General features: G+C 44.6%; 21 protein-coding genes and 1 riboswitch. Of the genes, 14 read left to right on the top strand and 7 right to left on the bottom strand.

The features are described from left to right. Positions 1-14 precede the first annotated feature (14 nt). From pqqB to NQU59_RS01355, 5 genes are read left to right on the top strand one after another with little or no spacing between them, the layout of a single operon-like run. A complete protein-coding gene (gene pqqB / locus NQU59_RS01375) occupies positions 15-926 on the top strand; it encodes a pyrroloquinoline quinone biosynthesis protein PqqB (RefSeq protein WP_257064660.1) in 912 nt (303 codons plus the stop codon). A 10-nt stretch (positions 927-936) separates the two neighbouring features. Next, positions 937-1,695: a pyrroloquinoline-quinone synthase PqqC gene (gene pqqC, locus NQU59_RS01370; protein ID WP_257064658.1), complete on the top strand. Its 759-nt coding sequence runs from the start codon at positions 937-939 to the stop codon at positions 1,693-1,695. Beyond that, complete coding sequence (gene pqqD / locus NQU59_RS01365; RefSeq protein WP_096911163.1) at positions 1,688-1,972, top strand: pyrroloquinoline quinone biosynthesis peptide chaperone PqqD; 285 nt, start codon at positions 1,688-1,690, stop codon at positions 1,970-1,972. The genes pqqC and pqqD overlap by 8 nt, the downstream gene beginning before the upstream one ends. Beyond that, positions 1,969-3,132 (top strand): pyrroloquinoline quinone biosynthesis protein PqqE, encoded by a 1,164-nt coding sequence (pqqE, locus tag NQU59_RS01360; RefSeq protein WP_257064656.1) that lies wholly within the window; start codon positions 1,969-1,971, stop codon positions 3,130-3,132. Before pqqD ends, pqqE begins: the two co-directional genes overlap by 4 nt. After that, complete coding sequence (locus NQU59_RS01355) at positions 3,129-4,190, top strand: dipeptidase (RefSeq protein WP_257064654.1); 1,062 nt, start codon at positions 3,129-3,131, stop codon at positions 4,188-4,190. Before pqqE ends, NQU59_RS01355 begins: the two co-directional genes overlap by 4 nt. Positions 4,191-4,208: 18 nt before the next feature. Here the strand turns inward: NQU59_RS01355 and NQU59_RS01350 are convergent, their stop codons facing one another. Continuing rightward, on the bottom strand, positions 4,209-4,400 hold the full coding sequence (locus NQU59_RS01350; protein ID WP_005239977.1) for a DNA gyrase inhibitor YacG: 192 nt from the start codon (positions 4,398-4,400) through the stop codon (positions 4,209-4,211). A 91-nt stretch (positions 4,401-4,491) separates the two neighbouring features. Here NQU59_RS01350 and NQU59_RS01345 point away from each other — a divergent pair, with 91 nt between their 5' ends. The 5 genes from NQU59_RS01345 to NQU59_RS01325 all read left to right on the top strand — a co-directional run bounded on the left by NQU59_RS01345 (position 4,492) and on the right by NQU59_RS01325 (position 8,225). Further along, positions 4,492-5,136, top strand: a complete 645-nt coding sequence (locus tag NQU59_RS01345) for a hypothetical protein (protein ID WP_016653182.1) — start codon at positions 4,492-4,494, stop codon at positions 5,134-5,136. Beyond that, entirely contained in the window at positions 5,129-6,316 is a 1,188-nt protein-coding gene (locus tag NQU59_RS01340) for a TIGR03862 family flavoprotein (protein WP_257064652.1), read from the top strand. The genes NQU59_RS01345 and NQU59_RS01340 overlap by 8 nt, the downstream gene beginning before the upstream one ends. Before the next feature lie 80 nt (positions 6,317-6,396). Further along, positions 6,397-7,056, top strand: a complete 660-nt coding sequence (locus NQU59_RS01335) for a hypothetical protein (RefSeq protein ID WP_005239974.1) — start codon at positions 6,397-6,399, stop codon at positions 7,054-7,056. Between the two features lie 134 nt (positions 7,057-7,190). Then, positions 7,191-7,604: a GFA family protein gene (locus NQU59_RS01330; protein WP_005239973.1), complete on the top strand. Its 414-nt coding sequence runs from the start codon at positions 7,191-7,193 to the stop codon at positions 7,602-7,604. An 18-nt stretch (positions 7,605-7,622) separates the two neighbouring features. Continuing rightward, positions 7,623-8,225: a flavin reductase family protein gene (locus NQU59_RS01325; protein ID WP_257064651.1), complete on the top strand. Its 603-nt coding sequence runs from the start codon at positions 7,623-7,625 to the stop codon at positions 8,223-8,225. A gap of 106 nt (positions 8,226-8,331) precedes the next feature. On the opposite strand, the gene NQU59_RS01320 is transcribed toward NQU59_RS01325, so the two are convergent. Continuing rightward, on the bottom strand, positions 8,332-8,940 hold the full coding sequence (locus NQU59_RS01320) for a TetR/AcrR family transcriptional regulator (protein ID WP_257064650.1): 609 nt from the start codon (positions 8,938-8,940) through the stop codon (positions 8,332-8,334). A gap of 194 nt (positions 8,941-9,134) precedes the next feature. Between NQU59_RS01320 and NQU59_RS01315 the strand changes: the two genes are divergently transcribed. Next, the gene (locus tag NQU59_RS01315) at positions 9,135-9,875 is read left to right on the top strand and encodes an SDR family NAD(P)-dependent oxidoreductase (RefSeq protein WP_257064649.1); all 741 of its coding nucleotides are present in this window, start codon (positions 9,135-9,137) and stop codon (positions 9,873-9,875) included. A gap of 65 nt (positions 9,876-9,940) precedes the next feature. Here NQU59_RS01315 and NQU59_RS01310 read toward each other — a convergent pair whose 3' ends face one another. Continuing rightward, positions 9,941-10,273 (bottom strand): HopJ type III effector protein, encoded by a 333-nt coding sequence (locus NQU59_RS01310; RefSeq protein WP_257064646.1) that lies wholly within the window; start codon positions 10,271-10,273, stop codon positions 9,941-9,943. Positions 10,274-10,413: 140 nt separating this feature from the next. Between NQU59_RS01310 and NQU59_RS01305 the strand changes: the two genes are divergently transcribed. The 3 genes from NQU59_RS01305 (at position 10,414) to NQU59_RS01295 (ending at position 12,270) form a co-directional block, all read left to right on the top strand. Next, positions 10,414-11,265 (top strand): DUF2071 domain-containing protein, encoded by an 852-nt coding sequence (locus NQU59_RS01305; RefSeq protein WP_257064644.1) that lies wholly within the window; start codon positions 10,414-10,416, stop codon positions 11,263-11,265. Between the two features lie 80 nt (positions 11,266-11,345). Further along, a riboswitch (Fluoride riboswitch) is annotated at positions 11,346-11,412 on the top strand. A gap of 131 nt (positions 11,413-11,543) precedes the next feature. After that, entirely contained in the window at positions 11,544-11,924 is a 381-nt protein-coding gene (gene crcB / locus NQU59_RS01300) for a fluoride efflux transporter CrcB (protein ID WP_096911169.1), read from the top strand. Positions 11,925-11,940: 16 nt separating this feature from the next. Next, positions 11,941-12,270 (top strand): DUF190 domain-containing protein, encoded by a 330-nt coding sequence (locus NQU59_RS01295; RefSeq protein WP_257064643.1) that lies wholly within the window; start codon positions 11,941-11,943, stop codon positions 12,268-12,270. 90 nt (positions 12,271-12,360) lie between these two features. Here NQU59_RS01295 and NQU59_RS01290 read toward each other — a convergent pair whose 3' ends face one another. The 4 genes from NQU59_RS01290 to NQU59_RS01275 all read right to left on the bottom strand — a co-directional run bounded on the left by NQU59_RS01290 (position 12,361) and on the right by NQU59_RS01275 (position 16,162). After that, positions 12,361-12,615 (bottom strand): type B 50S ribosomal protein L31, encoded by a 255-nt coding sequence (locus NQU59_RS01290; RefSeq protein WP_005239968.1) that lies wholly within the window; start codon positions 12,613-12,615, stop codon positions 12,361-12,363. A 209-nt stretch (positions 12,616-12,824) separates the two neighbouring features. After that, the gene (locus tag NQU59_RS01285; protein WP_257064640.1) at positions 12,825-14,117 is read right to left on the bottom strand and encodes an ABC1 kinase family protein; all 1,293 of its coding nucleotides are present in this window, start codon (positions 14,115-14,117) and stop codon (positions 12,825-12,827) included. Between the two features lie 197 nt (positions 14,118-14,314). Next, positions 14,315-15,673: an MATE family efflux transporter gene (locus NQU59_RS01280; RefSeq protein WP_257064639.1), complete on the bottom strand. Its 1,359-nt coding sequence runs from the start codon at positions 15,671-15,673 to the stop codon at positions 14,315-14,317. Between the two features lie 27 nt (positions 15,674-15,700). Continuing rightward, positions 15,701-16,162 carry a DMT family transporter gene (locus tag NQU59_RS01275; RefSeq protein ID WP_005239963.1) on the bottom strand — a complete coding sequence of 154 codons (462 nt, stop codon included), beginning with the start codon at positions 16,160-16,162 and terminating at the stop codon, positions 15,701-15,703. Between the last annotated feature and the right edge of the window lie 54 nt (positions 16,163-16,216).

The raw sequence follows: 16,216 nt of genomic DNA, 5'->3' as shown, positions 1-16,216 counted from the left end.
AAGAAATCATCTTTATGTATATTTATATTTTAGGTTCCGCTGCTGGTGGAGGCTTTCCGCAATGGAACTGTAATTGCCCCAATTGTCATGGTCTTCGTACAGGTCGTATTCAAGCCAAAGTACGCACACAATCATCCATTGCCCTTTCTGAAAATGGCATAGACTGGATCTTGTTAAACGCTTCGCCAGATATTCGTCAGCAATTATTTGCTTTTAAGGCCGCTCAGCCAGCCCGAAAATTACGAGATACCGGGATTCGTGATGTGATCTTGATGGACAGCCAACTGGATCACACCACGGGTCTTTTAAGCTTGAGGGAAGGTTGCCCAATAAATGTCTGGTGTACCGAGATGGTGTATCAGGACCTGAGCACAGGCTTTCCGGTTTTTAATATGCTCAAGCACTGGAATGGCGGACTACGCTACCAGAAGATTGACCCTCAACAGGCATTTAAGATTGCTGGTTTTGAGACGTTGGAGTTTATACCTTGGGTGATTCAAAGTGCAGCGCCTCCGTATTCACCACATCGTCATGATCCGCATGAAGGTGACAATATTGCCTTGATAATCAAGGATCATAAAACACAGAAACAATTGTTCTATGCGCCGGGGCTTGGAAAGATTGATGAGCCAATCATGCAGATTATGCAGCAGTCTGATTGTGTCATGATTGATGGTACGCTCTGGTCGGATGATGAAATGCAACAAACGGGCGTGGGAAGCAAAACCGGCCGCGAAATGGGTCATTTATATATCAGTGGTGAAGGCGGCTCATTATCGTATTTAAAGCAATTGAGTCGACCACGCAAAGTCCTGATTCATATCAACAATACCAATCCGATTTTAAACGAAAACTCGGCTGAATTGGCTGAACTCAAGGCCAATGCTGTTGAAGTTGCCTATGATGGCATGCAGATCGAACTTTAAGGGGATGTTGATGCCAGCAACAGCAGTTTTAAGTGTAGAACAGTTTAAACAGGCCATTCTGGACAAAGGTCAGTATTATCATATCTACCATCCTTTTCATGTGATGATGTATGAAGGCAAAGCGACTCAGCAGCAAATTCAAGCTTGGGTTGCCAATCGCTATTATTATCAAATTAATATTCCCCTGAAAGACGCGGCGATTATGGCCAATTGCCCAGATCAGCGCGTCCGTCAGGAATGGATCCAACGCATGCTTGATCAGGATGGTGAATATCCTGATGGTGGCGGTCGTGAGGCATGGCTGCGTTTGGCAGAGGCCGTAGGTCTGACCTGTGAACAGGTCATTTCGGAACAGTTGGTTTTGCCAGGGGTGCGTTTTGCTGTGGACGCCTATGTCAATTTTGCCCGCCGGGCATCATGGCGCGAAGCAGCCAGTAGTTCCCTAACCGAATTGTTTGCACCACAAATCCACCAGTCACGGCTTGATTCATGGCCACAACATTATCCGTGGATTGATGATCAGGGCTATGAATATTTCCGCTCGCGTTTAAGTCAGGCACGTCGTGATGTGGAGCATGGGCTGAGTATTACCTTAGATTCCTTCACAACGTATGAGCAACAACAACGTATGTTGGAAATCTTGCAGTTTAAGCTGGATATTCTGTGGAGTATTTTGGATGCACTGACTTTGGCTTATGTGCATGAGCAAGCGCCGTATCACACCGTAACATCACAACCTGTTTGGCATAAGGGGCTATTTCGTGACTAATCCAGCTTTTGATTTAAATCAGATACCGACTTGGCGCCAAGGCTACCGTTTTCAGTTTGAACCTGCCCAAAATGCCTTTGTCATTTTATATCCGGAAGGCATGATCAAGCTTAATGACAGTGCTGGCGCCATTGGACAAAACATTGATGGACAGCGAACGGTTTCGGCCATTATTTCGCAGTTAAAACAGCAGTTTGGGGATCTTGCCGAAATCGAGCAGGATGTGGTCGATTATATGCAGGTTGCCCAACAACATTACTGGATCGATTTACGATGACCGAGGGCATTGGCTTACCGCTCTGGCTTTTGGCCGAGTTGACCTATCGTTGCCCGTTGCAATGTCCTTATTGCTCCAATCCTTTGGATTATGCCCAACATAAAAATGAGCTGACCACGCAGCAATGGTGTGATGTGTTTGATCAGGCACGCCAGATGGGTGCAGTTCAACTGGGCTTTTCAGGGGGGGAACCTTTGGTTCGACAAGATCTGGAGCAATTGGTTGCCCATGCCCACCAAAAAGGATTTTATACCAATCTGATCACGTCTGGGATGGGACTGACAGAACAACGTATCGCCCAACTCAAACAGGCTGGTCTAGACCATATCCAGATCAGTTTTCAGGCCAGTGATCCCGTGGTTAATGATGCTTTGGCGGGTTCGATGCATGCCTTTGCACAAAAATATGAGATGTGCCGTCTGGTCAAGCAATATGACTATCCGATGGTACTGAACTTTGTGATCCATCGGCATAATATCGATCAGATTGAACAGATTATTGAACTGTGTTTAGAACTGAATGCTGATACGGTTGAACTGGCTATCTGCCAGTTCTATGGCTGGGCTTTTTTAAATCGGCAAGGCCTGTTACCGACACAAGCGCAGTTGACACGTGCAGAGCAACTGACCAATGCCTATCGTGACAAACTTCGTCAGCAAAATCATCCGTGTAAGTTGATCTTTGTGGTTCCTGATTATTATGAACAACGGCCTAAAGCCTGTATGAACGGCTGGGGCAAAATCTTCTTTACGGTGGCACCAGACGGTATGGCGCTGCCTTGTCATGCAGCACGGCAGTTACCGATTGCTTTTCCGAATGTCCGTGATCATACCTTGTCAGAGATTTGGTACCGGTCCTCTGGCTTTAATCATTTCCGTGGTGATGCATGGATGCCAGAAAGCTGCCGTAGTTGCCCGGACAAGCAGAAAGACTTTGGGGGGTGCCGTTGTCAGGCCTATATGCTGACGGGTGATGCTGCCAATGCCGATCCAGTATGTGGTAAATCTGCGTACCATCATCTGATTGAGCAAGCACGCCGTGAAAGTGAACAAGATGTCGCATTGGCTCAACTGGTATTCCGCAATAGTAGAAACTCAAAACAATTATCAACTCAACAAAAAATTCCGGTGCACAGTCTGAGCGATGGGTCTGGGTCATGACGTATGGCTTGAATCACCACAAGGTTGCAGTTTTTGACGGGCATAATGATCTACTGACCCGCTTATGGCTCAGCGATGCAACTGATCCTGTGCAGGCTTTTACTCATGCGCAGTTGGCAGGACAACTTGATTTAAAGCGCTGCCAGCAAGCAGGTTTTGTCGGGGGTATGTTTGCGATTTTTCTACCGCCTTTTGCCTATGTCAAACAACATCATCCTGATAAGTTATTTGAGCTTCAGGCCGATGATTTTAGCCAACAGCAGATGGAGCAGATTTGCTTGGCACAACTCGGGCTGGCACAACAAATGGTTCTGGCTTCGGCGCAGATTCAACTGTGTACTTCGGTGCAACAGATTCAGGATTGCCGCATACAAGGCAAACTGGCCATGGTGCTGCATATGGAAGGTGCGGAAGCCTTACAGTACAACTCGGACTTGCTCGATGTTTTTTACCAAGCAGGACTGCGCAGTCTTGGCCCTCTATGGAACAGGGTCAGCCGATTTGGACATGGTTTAAATGCCCGTTTTCCGCATTCACCTGATACCGGTGAGGGACTAACGAATGAAGGCAAAGCGTTAATCAAACGCTGCACCGAGAAAAAAATGCTGGTGGATGTGTCACATATGAATGAACGAGCATTCTGGGACACGGTGGATATTTTACAGCAACCTCTGATCGCGACGCATTCCAATGCGCACGCACTCTGCCCGCAGGCACGCAATCTAACTGATAGACAACTCAACGCGATCCGTGACAGCCAAGGTATGGTTGGGGTGAATTTTGATGTGGCATTTTTGCGTGCCGATGGACAGCGAAATGCAGATACGCCATTAGAGTTAATCCTCGATCATCTGGAATATATGATGGATCGTCTCGGAGAAGATCATATTGGGCTGGGTTCAGATTTCGATGGGGCGTTGGTCAGTAACGAGTTGAGGGATGTGGCGGGTTTACCTCTGCTGGTTGCAGCCATGCAACAGCGTCATTATTCAGCTGCACTGATTGAGAAAATCTGCTGGAACAACTGGTTAAATGTGTTGAATCGAATCTGGTCTTAGCTACAGAGAAGAAGATGATTAATCTTCATAATCATCTTCATGGCGTTTGAGATCTGCTTGGGGTGCATCCTGAGTTGGGAGTTTGTATTCATCGCTGGCCCAGGCACCAAGATCAATCAACTTGCAACGTTCTGAGCAAAACGGACGAAATTCGTTACCTTCCCAAGTGCTGGCTTCACCACAACGGGGGCAAGGAAATGTACGTGGCATAGAAAATTCCTAAAACATAAAATAAATAGATTAGGCAAAAGTAAGGTGAGTTGTTAGACTTATGCCGATTTCTAGATAGTTTGATGAGATTATGTCGATTCGTCAATTTCAAGCACAACGTATGCAAGCCCCTCGTGATTTTATTGCCATTCCCAATACGCCAATTTGCGTTGAAATTGGGGCGGGCAAAGGTAAACATGCCTTACTCTTTACCGGGCAAAATCCACACAACACGTTGTATGCAATTGAGCGAACCAAAGAAAAATTTGTGGCGATGCAGAAGCAGCATCAATTAGAACCACGTGAGCACCTGCACCCGATTCATGCCGATGCACTGCCTTGGGTGGTGCATGCCTTGTTCCCTGCACAAGTGGAGCAGTTCTTTATTCTGTATCCGAATCCAGAGCCGCATAATCCCGCACAGCGCTGGTTAAATATGCCATTCTTCGAATTTTTACTTTCACGCCTTCAGCCGAATGGCACGATTACACTCGCAAGTAATATTCCTGAATATATTGATGAAGCTGAGCAGCAGTTACTTGAACTGTGGAAACTGCCCTTTGAAAAGCAAAAAATTGCTGCAGACTCTGCGCGAACCCATTTTGAAATTAAATATCTGGAGCGAGACGAACTGTGCCAACAGTTGATTATTCGCAAGCCAGAAGGTTATACCACCCGCTTTGATGATTTTGCGCCGTTGCAAGGACAAAATGCACAAGAGCAGTCTGATGCCTAAACGTGTTGCGATTATTGGTGCTGGCCCAGCAGGTCTGATGGCTGCTGAAGTCCTCAGTCAATATGATTATGAAATCGATGTGTTTGAACAGAAACCTTCGGCGGCACGTAAGTTCCTAATGGCAGGCAAAACGGGGTTAAACATTTCCCATGCTGAGCCTGTTGAGGCGTTTATACAACGTTATGATCAGACGCAATGGTTAGCGCCTTGGGTCAGGCAATGGGATGCAACGTGGATTCAGGACTGGATGCAGGGCTTGGGCATTGAATCCTATGTCGGCAGTTCAGGTCGGATTTTTCCGGTTGAAATGAAAGCAGCCCCATTACTACGTGCATGGCTGAAACGTTTAATGGCCGATGGGGTGAAGTTCCATTATCGTCATCGTTGTGTGGATTTATCTGAAAATCAACTCACGATTGAGAACCAAACTCAGCGCTTTAGTGTAACTTATGATGCGATTATTTTGGCCTGTGGCGCAGTATCATGGTCGCAGTTAGGCAGTGATGGGGCATGGCAGCCATGGCTCTCAAAAAATGAAATTGAGCCGTTCCAAGCCAGTAATGCAGGCGTGCTGAAAACATGGTCGCCATTTATGCAGGAGTGCTTTGGCCAACCTTTAAAACGTGTCAATGCATGGGTCAGACCTGAACAGCAGACACATGGCGATATCATCATTACCCATTATGGTTTTGAAAGTGGTGTGATTTATAAATTGGGTCGTGAGCTAAGAGCGCAGATAGCACAACAGCAAACGCTGCAACTCCATTTAGATTTACTCCCAGACCTGAGTCTTGAGCAATTAGAAAAGAAATTACAGGGCAATAAAAAGCAATCCTTAACCAATCTATGGCGTAAAGCAGGTCTGGATACGGTGAAAATTAATTTGCTACGTGAAATCGTGGCAAAAAACCTATGGTCGGATGCCAAGCAAATGGCTCAGCAGATCAAGCAGCTGTGTATTCCTTTAGAGGGGTTTCGTCCCATTGAAGAAGCGATTAGCTGTGCGGGAGGGGTAAAGCAAGCGGTCTTATCTCCACAACTGCAATTGCAATCTAATCCTTCAGTCTTTTGCTGTGGTGAAATGCTGGATTGGGATGCACCGACAGGAGGCTACTTACTGACGGCCTGTTTCGCCACTGGACGTGCAGCAGCAGAAGGGGTGCATGCTTTTATCGAATAAGATCATGCCATGTTTTTTCATAGGTGATGAGCCATAGCGCATTAATAAAAATAATCTAAATCACATGATGGAGAGGGTATATGAATATAGAACCAACGGTGGGAACACAAAACAACGAGATCATCAAACCATTTCAATTGAGCAACTTATTCCGCCTGTTTTTCCAACCTCAGAAATTTTTTGCTCAGTCTACGATTTACCATCATAAAAGCATCATTTTTGCAGCTTATTTGATTGGTATCGTTGGGGTCATGGATCGGGTTGATCAAAAAATATTGAGTGCTGAAACAGGTGGGATTAGACCACTGATCCATTGGGTTACGGCATCATGGTTGAGTTACTGGTTATGGGTGTTGGGCATCGGAATTATTTCTGCCGTGATTACATGGTTGATTCAAGGTTGGTGGTATAAAAAAAGATTACAGTTTTCTGGTGCAAAAGAGGCTGATCCGCAGCTTGCTCGACATGTGTATGTATTGCAATCCTTGGTCTTTGTACTGCCGATTGTGATTACAACGGCGATTCAAACCGTGTTATATCCAAATTATTTGGACGCCTATAACTACTCGACTTTTTTAGGATTCATTCCGGTTCCATTTTTATTCTTATCGTGTTGGGTCAGCTATCGCGGTGCGACTCAGGTGTTTAAGACCAATGGATGGGCAAAATTTTGGTTTTTAGGCTTACCGATCCTGTTCTACGTGATGATCATTGGGGTATTTTCTGCCTTGATCAGTTGAGTGAGGCCATCGGGTAGCCCGTTCAGTTTGAGCAAAGCGCATGAAAATGTCATTGCATTGCTTGAGCATATTTACCTTGTTATACGGCGTTTAAAAATGCTAGTTTTGAGTAAATACTTATCAGGAATAGGGATATGTCTCAAGCTTCACCCGTGTATCGTGGCAGTTGTTTATGTGATGGAATTCATTATGAGATTCATGGTGAAATCGGAGAGATCATACAGTGCCATTGTCAGCGCTGCCGTAAAGCAAACGGCACGGCTTTTGCAACTAATGCACCGATTAAAATTAGTGATTTCAAGATTACCCAAGGTGAGCATTTACTGAAAAAGTTTCAGTCGACTGAAACGACACAACGTTGTTTCTGTGCAGAATGTGGTTCGCCGATTATGAGTATCAAGACCGATACACCAGCGCATTATCGTCTACGTATCGGGACTTTAGATACGCCATTACAGCAAAAACCAAGCATGCATATTTTTGCGGCTTCTAAAGCAGAATGGGATTGTATCGCTGATGATTTACCACAATATGCTGAACGTCCTTAAATCGGATTTATTTTTGCGATGATTTTTGAAACTGCTGATTTAGAGCCCAATGAGATTTACCGACTTTTGGTCGGAGGGATTACGCCTCGGCCGATTGCATGGATCAGTACGCTATCGGTGGATGGGGTGGCCAATATTGCGCCTTATTCCTTTTTTAATGTTGCCAGTTGCAATCCACCTATTCTGTGGTATTCACAAGTCAATCCAAGAAATGGGCAGGATAAAGACACCATCAGAAATCTGATTGCGACTAAAGAGTGTGTGGTGCATATTGCCCATACTGACTTGCTTGAAAAGATGAATTTATCCTGTGCTTTATTGCCCCCAGAGCAAAGCGAATTTGATTTTGCTGAGATTGCGTCTGAACCCAGCCATGCGGTTGCGGCGTTAGCGGTAAAGCATGCGCCTGTTCGCTACGAATGCCAGTTAAGGGAGGTCATGCAACTAAGTACGCTTCCCTCAGGGGGAACTGTCGCCTTACTGGATGTGAAATCGATTTATGTGGCGGATCATTTGTGGGATGGGCAGATGATTGATCAGCAACAACTTCAGAGTGTGGGCAAAATGGGTGGCGATTTTTATAGCCTCACCACGGACTTACGAAAATTGTCACGCCCCTGAAGCTTAAAACATTAAAGCAAAACAGGAGGCCTTGAGCCTCCTTTTTTCTTATTTTGCAATAATTGCTTTAGGTGAATACTTAATCATGAATATGTTTGCTTTGTGATCAGGCAACGCGTGAGTCCCAGTGACGCATGATTTCTGTTACTGCTGCATCTAAAACAGCGCCAGAAACGCCATCACGCGCTTGTATGGATATGCCGAGTAAAAAGCTATATAAGCTAGTCGCATACGCATCGATATTCGTATCAGCTGTTAATTCACCTGTATCCACAGCACGTTGAATGCATTGTGTAAATCTATCGTGAGTTGTTAGGCGATGTTGGGTTAAGAATTGTTGAATGTGGATATTTTCAGGGGAACAGGTCGTCGTTGAAACAACCAATAAACAGCCTTTGGGATGACTGGATTCAGTTTGCATTTTTACGGACTGACGTAGAGTTCGTTCAATCGCTTCTCTTGGTGTAAGGCTTTGATCCCAGAGACTGTTCGTGACCTGACCATACGTTGCGATGTAATGTCCAATGACCTCTCGGAATAATTCCTCTTTGGAACCAAAGGCCGCATAGAAGCTAGGAGCACTGATACCATTGCCGATGTTGGCTTTGAGCAGGGTCAAGGATGTCGAATCATATCCGTATTGCCAAAATAGATGCATGGCCTGCTGAAGTGCTTGATCACGTTCAAAGGTCCTAGGTCGTCCCATTTGTGCCATTTGATGCTCCTTTTTAGATATATACTATTCGATACAAAAATCATTGACAACCAGGAATACTAAGCCTACATTTATATCGATCGATACATATATTGGTGCTGATTCGAGGCTCACTTACTATCATTATTTCTTTAGCCAATTGAGTTGGAGCAGCGCTGAATATCTGACTATGTTTTAAAACAGGGATTTTTATAATGAATACACTCACAGGTAGGGTTGCTCTCGTGACTGGCGGAAGTCGAGGTATTGGTGCTGCTATTGCCCGTATGCTTGCCAAACACGGTGCAGATGTGGCGATTACGTATAGTCGTTCGAAGCAACAAGCTGAGGCTGTTGCTACAGAAATTCGTGCATTGGGCCAACGTGCTGAAATTATTTTGGCGGATGCTGTCGATGCCAGCCAAGTCATCACTGCGGTAGATATAACGGTCGACCGACTTGGACAACTGGATATTTTAGTCAACAACGCGGGTAATTTTTTGACTGGACGAATTGATCAACTCACATTAGATGATTATGACCACACCATGTCTGTCAATTTACGTGCCGTGTTTGCTGCGACCATGCAGGCAAGCAAGTATTTGCCTGCTGATGGACGTATTATTTCGATTGGCAGTTGTCTTGCCTCAAGAACAAGCCGTGAAGGGATCAGTTTATATGCAACCAGCAAAGCTGCCTTGGTAGGTTTGACTAAGGGCGTTGCGCGAGATCTGGGTAAGCGCGGTATTACAGTCAATCTTGTCCAGCCAGGACCAACCGATACCGATATGAATCCTGCTGATGGATCACATGCTGACGCCGCACGAGCGACTCTGGCATTGGCTGATTATGGGCATCCCGATGATATTGCCGCAACTGTGCTTCATCTGGCGGGTGAAAGCGGGCGTTATATCACGGGTGCAGTGATTGATGTGGATGGTGGTTTTAATGCCTGAACAGACGATATAGAAAGAATTGTGATAAATCAAAGCGAGAAAAAAGGAGGCTAAACCTCCTTTTTTTATTTTGCAGTAAGTGCTTCACCTTCAAACTTAACGCCATCCCAGCCATGTTGCATAAACTGGCGGATATTCTGATGGTCGGTGGCTTCAGGTGTTGCCAGTACAGAGGCATAATGCTCAGCAAATAAACTTAAGGTCTCCGCTTGATTGAGACCTTCAATTTGAGCAAAGCTGAATACTTTTGCGCTGCCTTGATTTTCAGTCGCAGCATTCGATTGTGCGCCATTTTGAAAAGCGGTTGGTGTATGCTGATAACGAGCTTCGATAAATGCCAATACATCAGCAAATTTTGCCGTGCCATCTTTAAGGTGTGCCAATAAGCTTTGAGCCATTTTAAAAATTCCATGTTGATTGAATCAATGGCAAGCATCATAACATTGAAAATGCAGAATAGAAGCTGGACACGATTTGAACTGGACGTACTAGAGTCAGCAGTTTATGCTCAAACACAACATTAATCTATTGAATAATAATGAATAGACATCGTTTAAAGTTATCAATATCTAACGCTGTGCTTCGACTTTTAGCACCGATTCTAAGTTGTGGTTTGCTGTTACAACTCCGCCGTAGGATGATGCGACGACTGCCTTTTATGCGCTTGCAGAGTCAGGTCAGCAATGTGGTGTACTTGTCTTGGTTGATTGATGTTGAGCAAGTACGTCTGCGCTATCCGAAATCTGTACCGTTATGGGAAAAAGACGGCAAAACCATTTTTACCATTTTGACGTATCAGCATCAGCATTTTGGTTTTGCTTTCCTCGGCAAGTTACGCCAGCTTATGCCTTCCCCCCTGCAAAGTAACTGGCGTTTTTATCTGGATGAGACACAGCCCAAGACTGTGATCTTTGAACAGGTCATAGTAGACCAAGCACTCTATGTTTTAGGTGGCCGATTGGCCAGTGATGTGATGCCAGCACAATATGCATCGACGTTTCAGCATCAACGGGATGAACAATTGATTCATACTGAAATGAGTGTTAATGATCATTATTCCTTGAAGAGTGATGTGCAAATCAAAGGGGAAAAACAGTTACCTGCTGCATGGCAGTGTCTATTTTCCTCATGGGACGAAGCCGTTCAATTCTTGGTTGATCAAGATCATGCATGGGCTGAGTGGGTGGATCAACCTGCACGGATGTCGCAAGGGGATATCCTGATGCCGGTTCAGTTTCAACAGATACAAGCTGCTGCAATTACTTCATTACAGGCCCCTCAATTGTTACAACAATTTGGGATGGACCTTGATGCGGAAGTCTTTGCTTTTGTCGTACCAGAACTGGATTTTTATGTGATTGGCGAGCAAGTTGTGCCGCAGAAGAGCTAAGTTGTGGATAACTTTATGTTTATACACAACCCTTTAAAGTGCGAAAACAGCGATTGAGTTGTCTAAAAATTATGTTATTTTAGAACAAAGGAGATGGCATTCCTCCTATTACAAACCGCCATTGTGGCTAATGATGCCTACGTTACCCTGAACAGGGACGTAGGTTTGTGCGCGCTCTGTTTCTCTTTTGGAGTTCGCAAATGAATAATCCTCAAAAAAATAGCTATAAATCCATGCTGAATATTGTTTTAGCTCCAACGCTGTATTTGGAGTAAGTCATGTACTATCCTTTACTCTCTATTGCTTTAGGCTCGGTACTCGGCGCATGGTTGCGCTGGTTTTTGGGGCTAAAGCTGAATCCAATTTTTCCGAATATTCCTTTGGGAACCGTCACAGTTAACTTTGTCGGTGGCTTTATTATTGGTTTTGCAATTTCTTACTTTTCTCAAAGCTCACTGAGTCCAAATTACAAACTGTTTGTGATTACAGGCTTCTGCGGTGCATTAACCACATTTTCGACCTTTTCTGCCGAGATTATTACCTTATTACAAAGTGGTAAGTTGGGCTATGCCTGTGCGGCGATTCTGATTCATGTGATTGGGTCATTGCTGTTTACCATTTTAGGCATGAGTTTGCATCAATGGCTGAGTGCTGCATAACTTTGGAGTAATGACCATGAATGGATTTTTACTGAGTTTTTACACGGCACAAAATCGGACTTATCAGGGACAACCGATGAGTGAATGGTTATTGGCTGTGGCGAAGCAGATGAATTTACGTGGCGCCACGGTACTGGCAGGCATGGAAGGAATTGACCATCAAGGCTTATTTCATTCCGCCAGTTTTTTTGAGTTGGCTGATCGTCCTGTACAGATTCAGTTTGCGGTCAGTAATCAACAGGCGGCAGAATTATTGAACTATTTAAATGACAAAGAAATTTCTTTGTTTTATGTCAAAACGCCGATTGAATTTGGTGTGCTGGGGCAGGCCAAGACAGATTCTTGAGGGTGAGGCATAAAAAAGAAGTCTAAGTGGAGGAGAGATAGCCTTAGACTTCTAATGCTTACAGCCTAATAAGTAAAACTTAAACGAAGATTAACCTTTGCGGTTAAAACGCGCGAAGCGTTTGTTAAAGCTTGCCACACGACCTTCATTGCTGGCTTGACGAACTTCACCGGTATAAAATGGATGCGAAGCACTTGAGATATCAAGGGTAACGTAAGGATAGACCTGACCTTGATATTCTTTGGTTTGTTTAGTCTGAAGCGTACTGCCAATCAAGAAATAAGCATCGGCATTGGTATCGTGAAACAAGACCTGTTGATAAGCAGGGTGGATATCTTTACGCATTTTGAAGGACTCCTATTATTAATAGAAATGTTATAACATAACAATATATGCCGTCAATCTTGTTTATTTCAAGTTTTGCTGGCGTTTATTTGTAAATAATGGCCAGCAAGTATGGAAAATGGAGCTTTGTACAAGCCTATTAATTGATTAAATCATTGAATATAATTGAAATAAAAAAAGCCAATCAGATGATTGGCATTTTTAGAAGTTTAGTTCGGAACCAGTTCTTCAAATAAATCATTGAGATTATCATGTACTTTGAGGTGAATCAGGTTCCAGTAATGTCCTGAAATGGTTCGGTTGACCATTAAGGTATCTGGAGAAGGCTTAAACACATCCCAGTATTTCAACGATTTTTTCACCAACAGCATGCCATCGTGATGTGATGAGTTCTCGGCAAAGTCATAGTGGGTGCTTAACGGGCGTAACAGGATTTCAATCCATTGCGTATACAGTTCAGTTGGGAATTTTTGTTTCTCGGCAATCGAATGCAGTTCAACCAGTAAATCTTCTACTTGAGCAATATTCTCTTGGCGAGCGGCATTCACCAGTGCTTTGAAGTGCTGAATGATTTCAGGTGAAAGGGTCTTAACGCTGCCATAATCATAAATAATCACGCTACCATCTTCACGGAAAGCAAAATTGCCTGGATGTGGGTCACAATGGAACCGTTTCAAGAAAAACATTTCCTGCCCTAGGGCCCGAATCAGGCGACGACCGATTTGATTACGGGTTTCCACCGACCATGTGCTGGCGGTTTCAATCGATTCACCCTGTTCAAGACTCAGGGTCAGCACCCGACGCGATGAATAATCCTTATATACAGTCGGAATGATGATCTGATCATCTAGCTTTTCATGGAAGGTTTTAAAGACCTCTAAGTTTTGTGCTTCGATTTCATAATTCAGTTCGGCAGATAAACTGTCTTGGATTTCCTGAAATAGTTGATCTTGCAGCTTTTTATCAATCTTTAATACACCCATTAAGCGTAAAGCCAGACGGACCTGTTTTAAATCACTTTCACAGGCTTGATCCACCCCGGGGTATTGCACTTTCACCACCACAGCTTGTCCATTCGGCAGCACCGCGCGATGGACCTGACCAATTGAAGCCGCCGCAAAGGGTTCTGTTTCAAAAGAGCTAAAAATCTGGTTTAACGGTTTGCCCAACTCTTTTTCAATTTGTTGCTGAATGGCTGTAAAAGGCATGGCGGGGGCTTGGCGTTGCAATTTAGCAATCGCCTTCGCCACTTCTGGTGGGAAGATATCCTTATATTGCGAGGCGATTTGCCCGACTTTCATCACTGCGCCTTTCATCTCACCCAAGGTGTCTGCAATCTGTAAACCAATATCTTGAAACAGTTTGCTGCGCGCTGCATTTTTTTGTTCTTCATCTGCGGTGAGATTGCGGATGGAGTTGGCAACGCTTTTGCTGGCAATACTTGCGGTCATGCCAGCCAGTTTGAAAAAACGCTTACTGGGAGAGCTTGCATGTTTTGCCATATGGACTTGACCTCGGGTGATCCAGTTTCAAAGTGATGCTTTGATCATAGGCGACAAAACTTAAATTGCCTATACCAAAATGTTAAGTGATGTAAGTATGCTGTGAAGGGGGGAAATGGAGGTATTGAATGAGAGGATGAGTTTAAGAGCAGCGTCCATGCTGCCCTGAATCAGTAACGCTCAATGCAGGTTAATTTTTATGTATTGAGGGCACGTTGTGCTAAACGTTTATTATTTAAATATAAACGGCCGATTAGTAATACACAGGCAATACTTAAACCAATGATCAGGCCGAGCCAAACGCCTGCCACCCCCAAAATGGTATAACGCGCCAGATATAAGCCGATTGGGAAAGCAATGACCCAGTATGCCATTAAGGTAATCCACATCGGGGCCTGAGTGTCTTGCATACCACGTAAATAACCTGCTGCACTGACTTGCCATGCATCCATCAATTGATACGCCATCGCGAACCAGAGCAGGTACATCGCTACAGGAATCACGTTGATATCCGTGGTATAGATCGCCACGATATGGGGACGCGCAAGTGCAATTAGAGTCATGGTCAAGGCCGCAAAGATCGTGGCAGTGATCAGTCCTACAATTTGTACTTGACGCATCGCATGCCAGTTTTGTTCGCCATAATACATGCCAACACGAATCGTCAAGGCAATCGCTAAGGACAACGGAATCATAAACAGTTGTGAGGTGACTGAAATGGCAATCTGATGGGCTGCAATGGCATTTTCACCGAGCGGACCCAGTACAATCGCTCCAGTACTAAAAATGCTGACCTCAAAAAATACCGCCAGACCAATTGGTAAACCCAGTTTTAAAATGCGTTTAATCCAAACGGGATCAAGTTTTTCCCATTTGGTGAAGATCGGTGCCTGTTGATAGGCTTTGGCTTTGGAAATATAAGTGGCCAAAGTGATAAACATCAGCCATTGCAAGATCGCTGTTGCAAAACCACAGCCTGCGCTGCCCAATGCCGGGATTGGCCCAAAGCCATACATAAAAATAAAGTTCAGCGGAATCAAGACCAATAAGGCAATCAAGCTAATTGCGGTCACGGGGCGGGGATGCCCCAATGCTTCAGAATAACTGCGTAGCGCCGCATACATCATCACGGCAGGCATACCAAAGCCAATCGCATGTAAGAACAGGCTTGCTTTCGGGATTAAGCTTTCAGGTACGCCCAATAGTGGCAGGAACATGGGCATACCTTGCAGAATCAACATTGCTACAATCCCGAGAATCACAGCCACCCATAAGGACTGGCGGGCAATGGTTGGAATTTTTTCAGGGGTTCTTGCACCACGGGCTTCAGCTACCAAAGGGGTGGTTGCTAACATAATCCCTGCAAATAACAACATGACGGGAATCCATAGACCAACACCCACGGCTATTGCAGCCAAATCAGTGGCAGACAAATGCCCCGCCATAATTGTGTCAATTAAACCTAATCCAGCTTGGGCAAACTGGGTAATCAGGATTGGAAACATCAAATGGAACAGCTGTTTCAGTTCAAAGCGCTTGGTTGTGACATGGGACACAAAAAATACTCTTATTAAAATGGGGGATTAGCGTTGTAGTGTGAGTAAAACACCAATAAAAATCACAATACTGCCCAACAGGCGTTGCCAGTTAATCGGTGTTTTTTCAGTACCTAACCAGCCAAAGTGATCAATGAACATGGAAATCACCAACTGTCCAAAAATAACCAAACCCGAGAAGGTTAAAAATCCGAGTTTGGGTGCAGTATAAATGCTCATGCTGATTGCATAAACTCCGAGGCAGCCACCCAGCCAGAGAAACCAGGGGATCTGTGAAAGTTCCGTTAAACTAGGTTTACTTGCAGTTTGAAAATAAACCAGAAGGGCCAGAATCAGGGTGCCAATAAAAAAAGAAAGTAAGGCGGCTTGTAGCGGAGAATTCAGATATTCGCGAAGTTGTGCATTGATTGCCGTCTGAAAAGCCATTGCAATCCCGATCCCTAAAGCAAGGGGCAGAATCAATAGCAACTGGCTGGAAATTTTCATCATATTATCGGTCTAATTGTTCTTTATGCTTTCAGTCTAACTGAATAAACCCGAGAT

Source organism: Acinetobacter colistiniresistens (assembly GCF_024582815.1).
Lineage (GTDB): Bacteria > Pseudomonadota > Gammaproteobacteria > Pseudomonadales > Moraxellaceae > Acinetobacter.
Note: the sequence above shows the minus strand (reverse complement) of the source record. Positions and strands in the feature narration are given on the sequence as shown.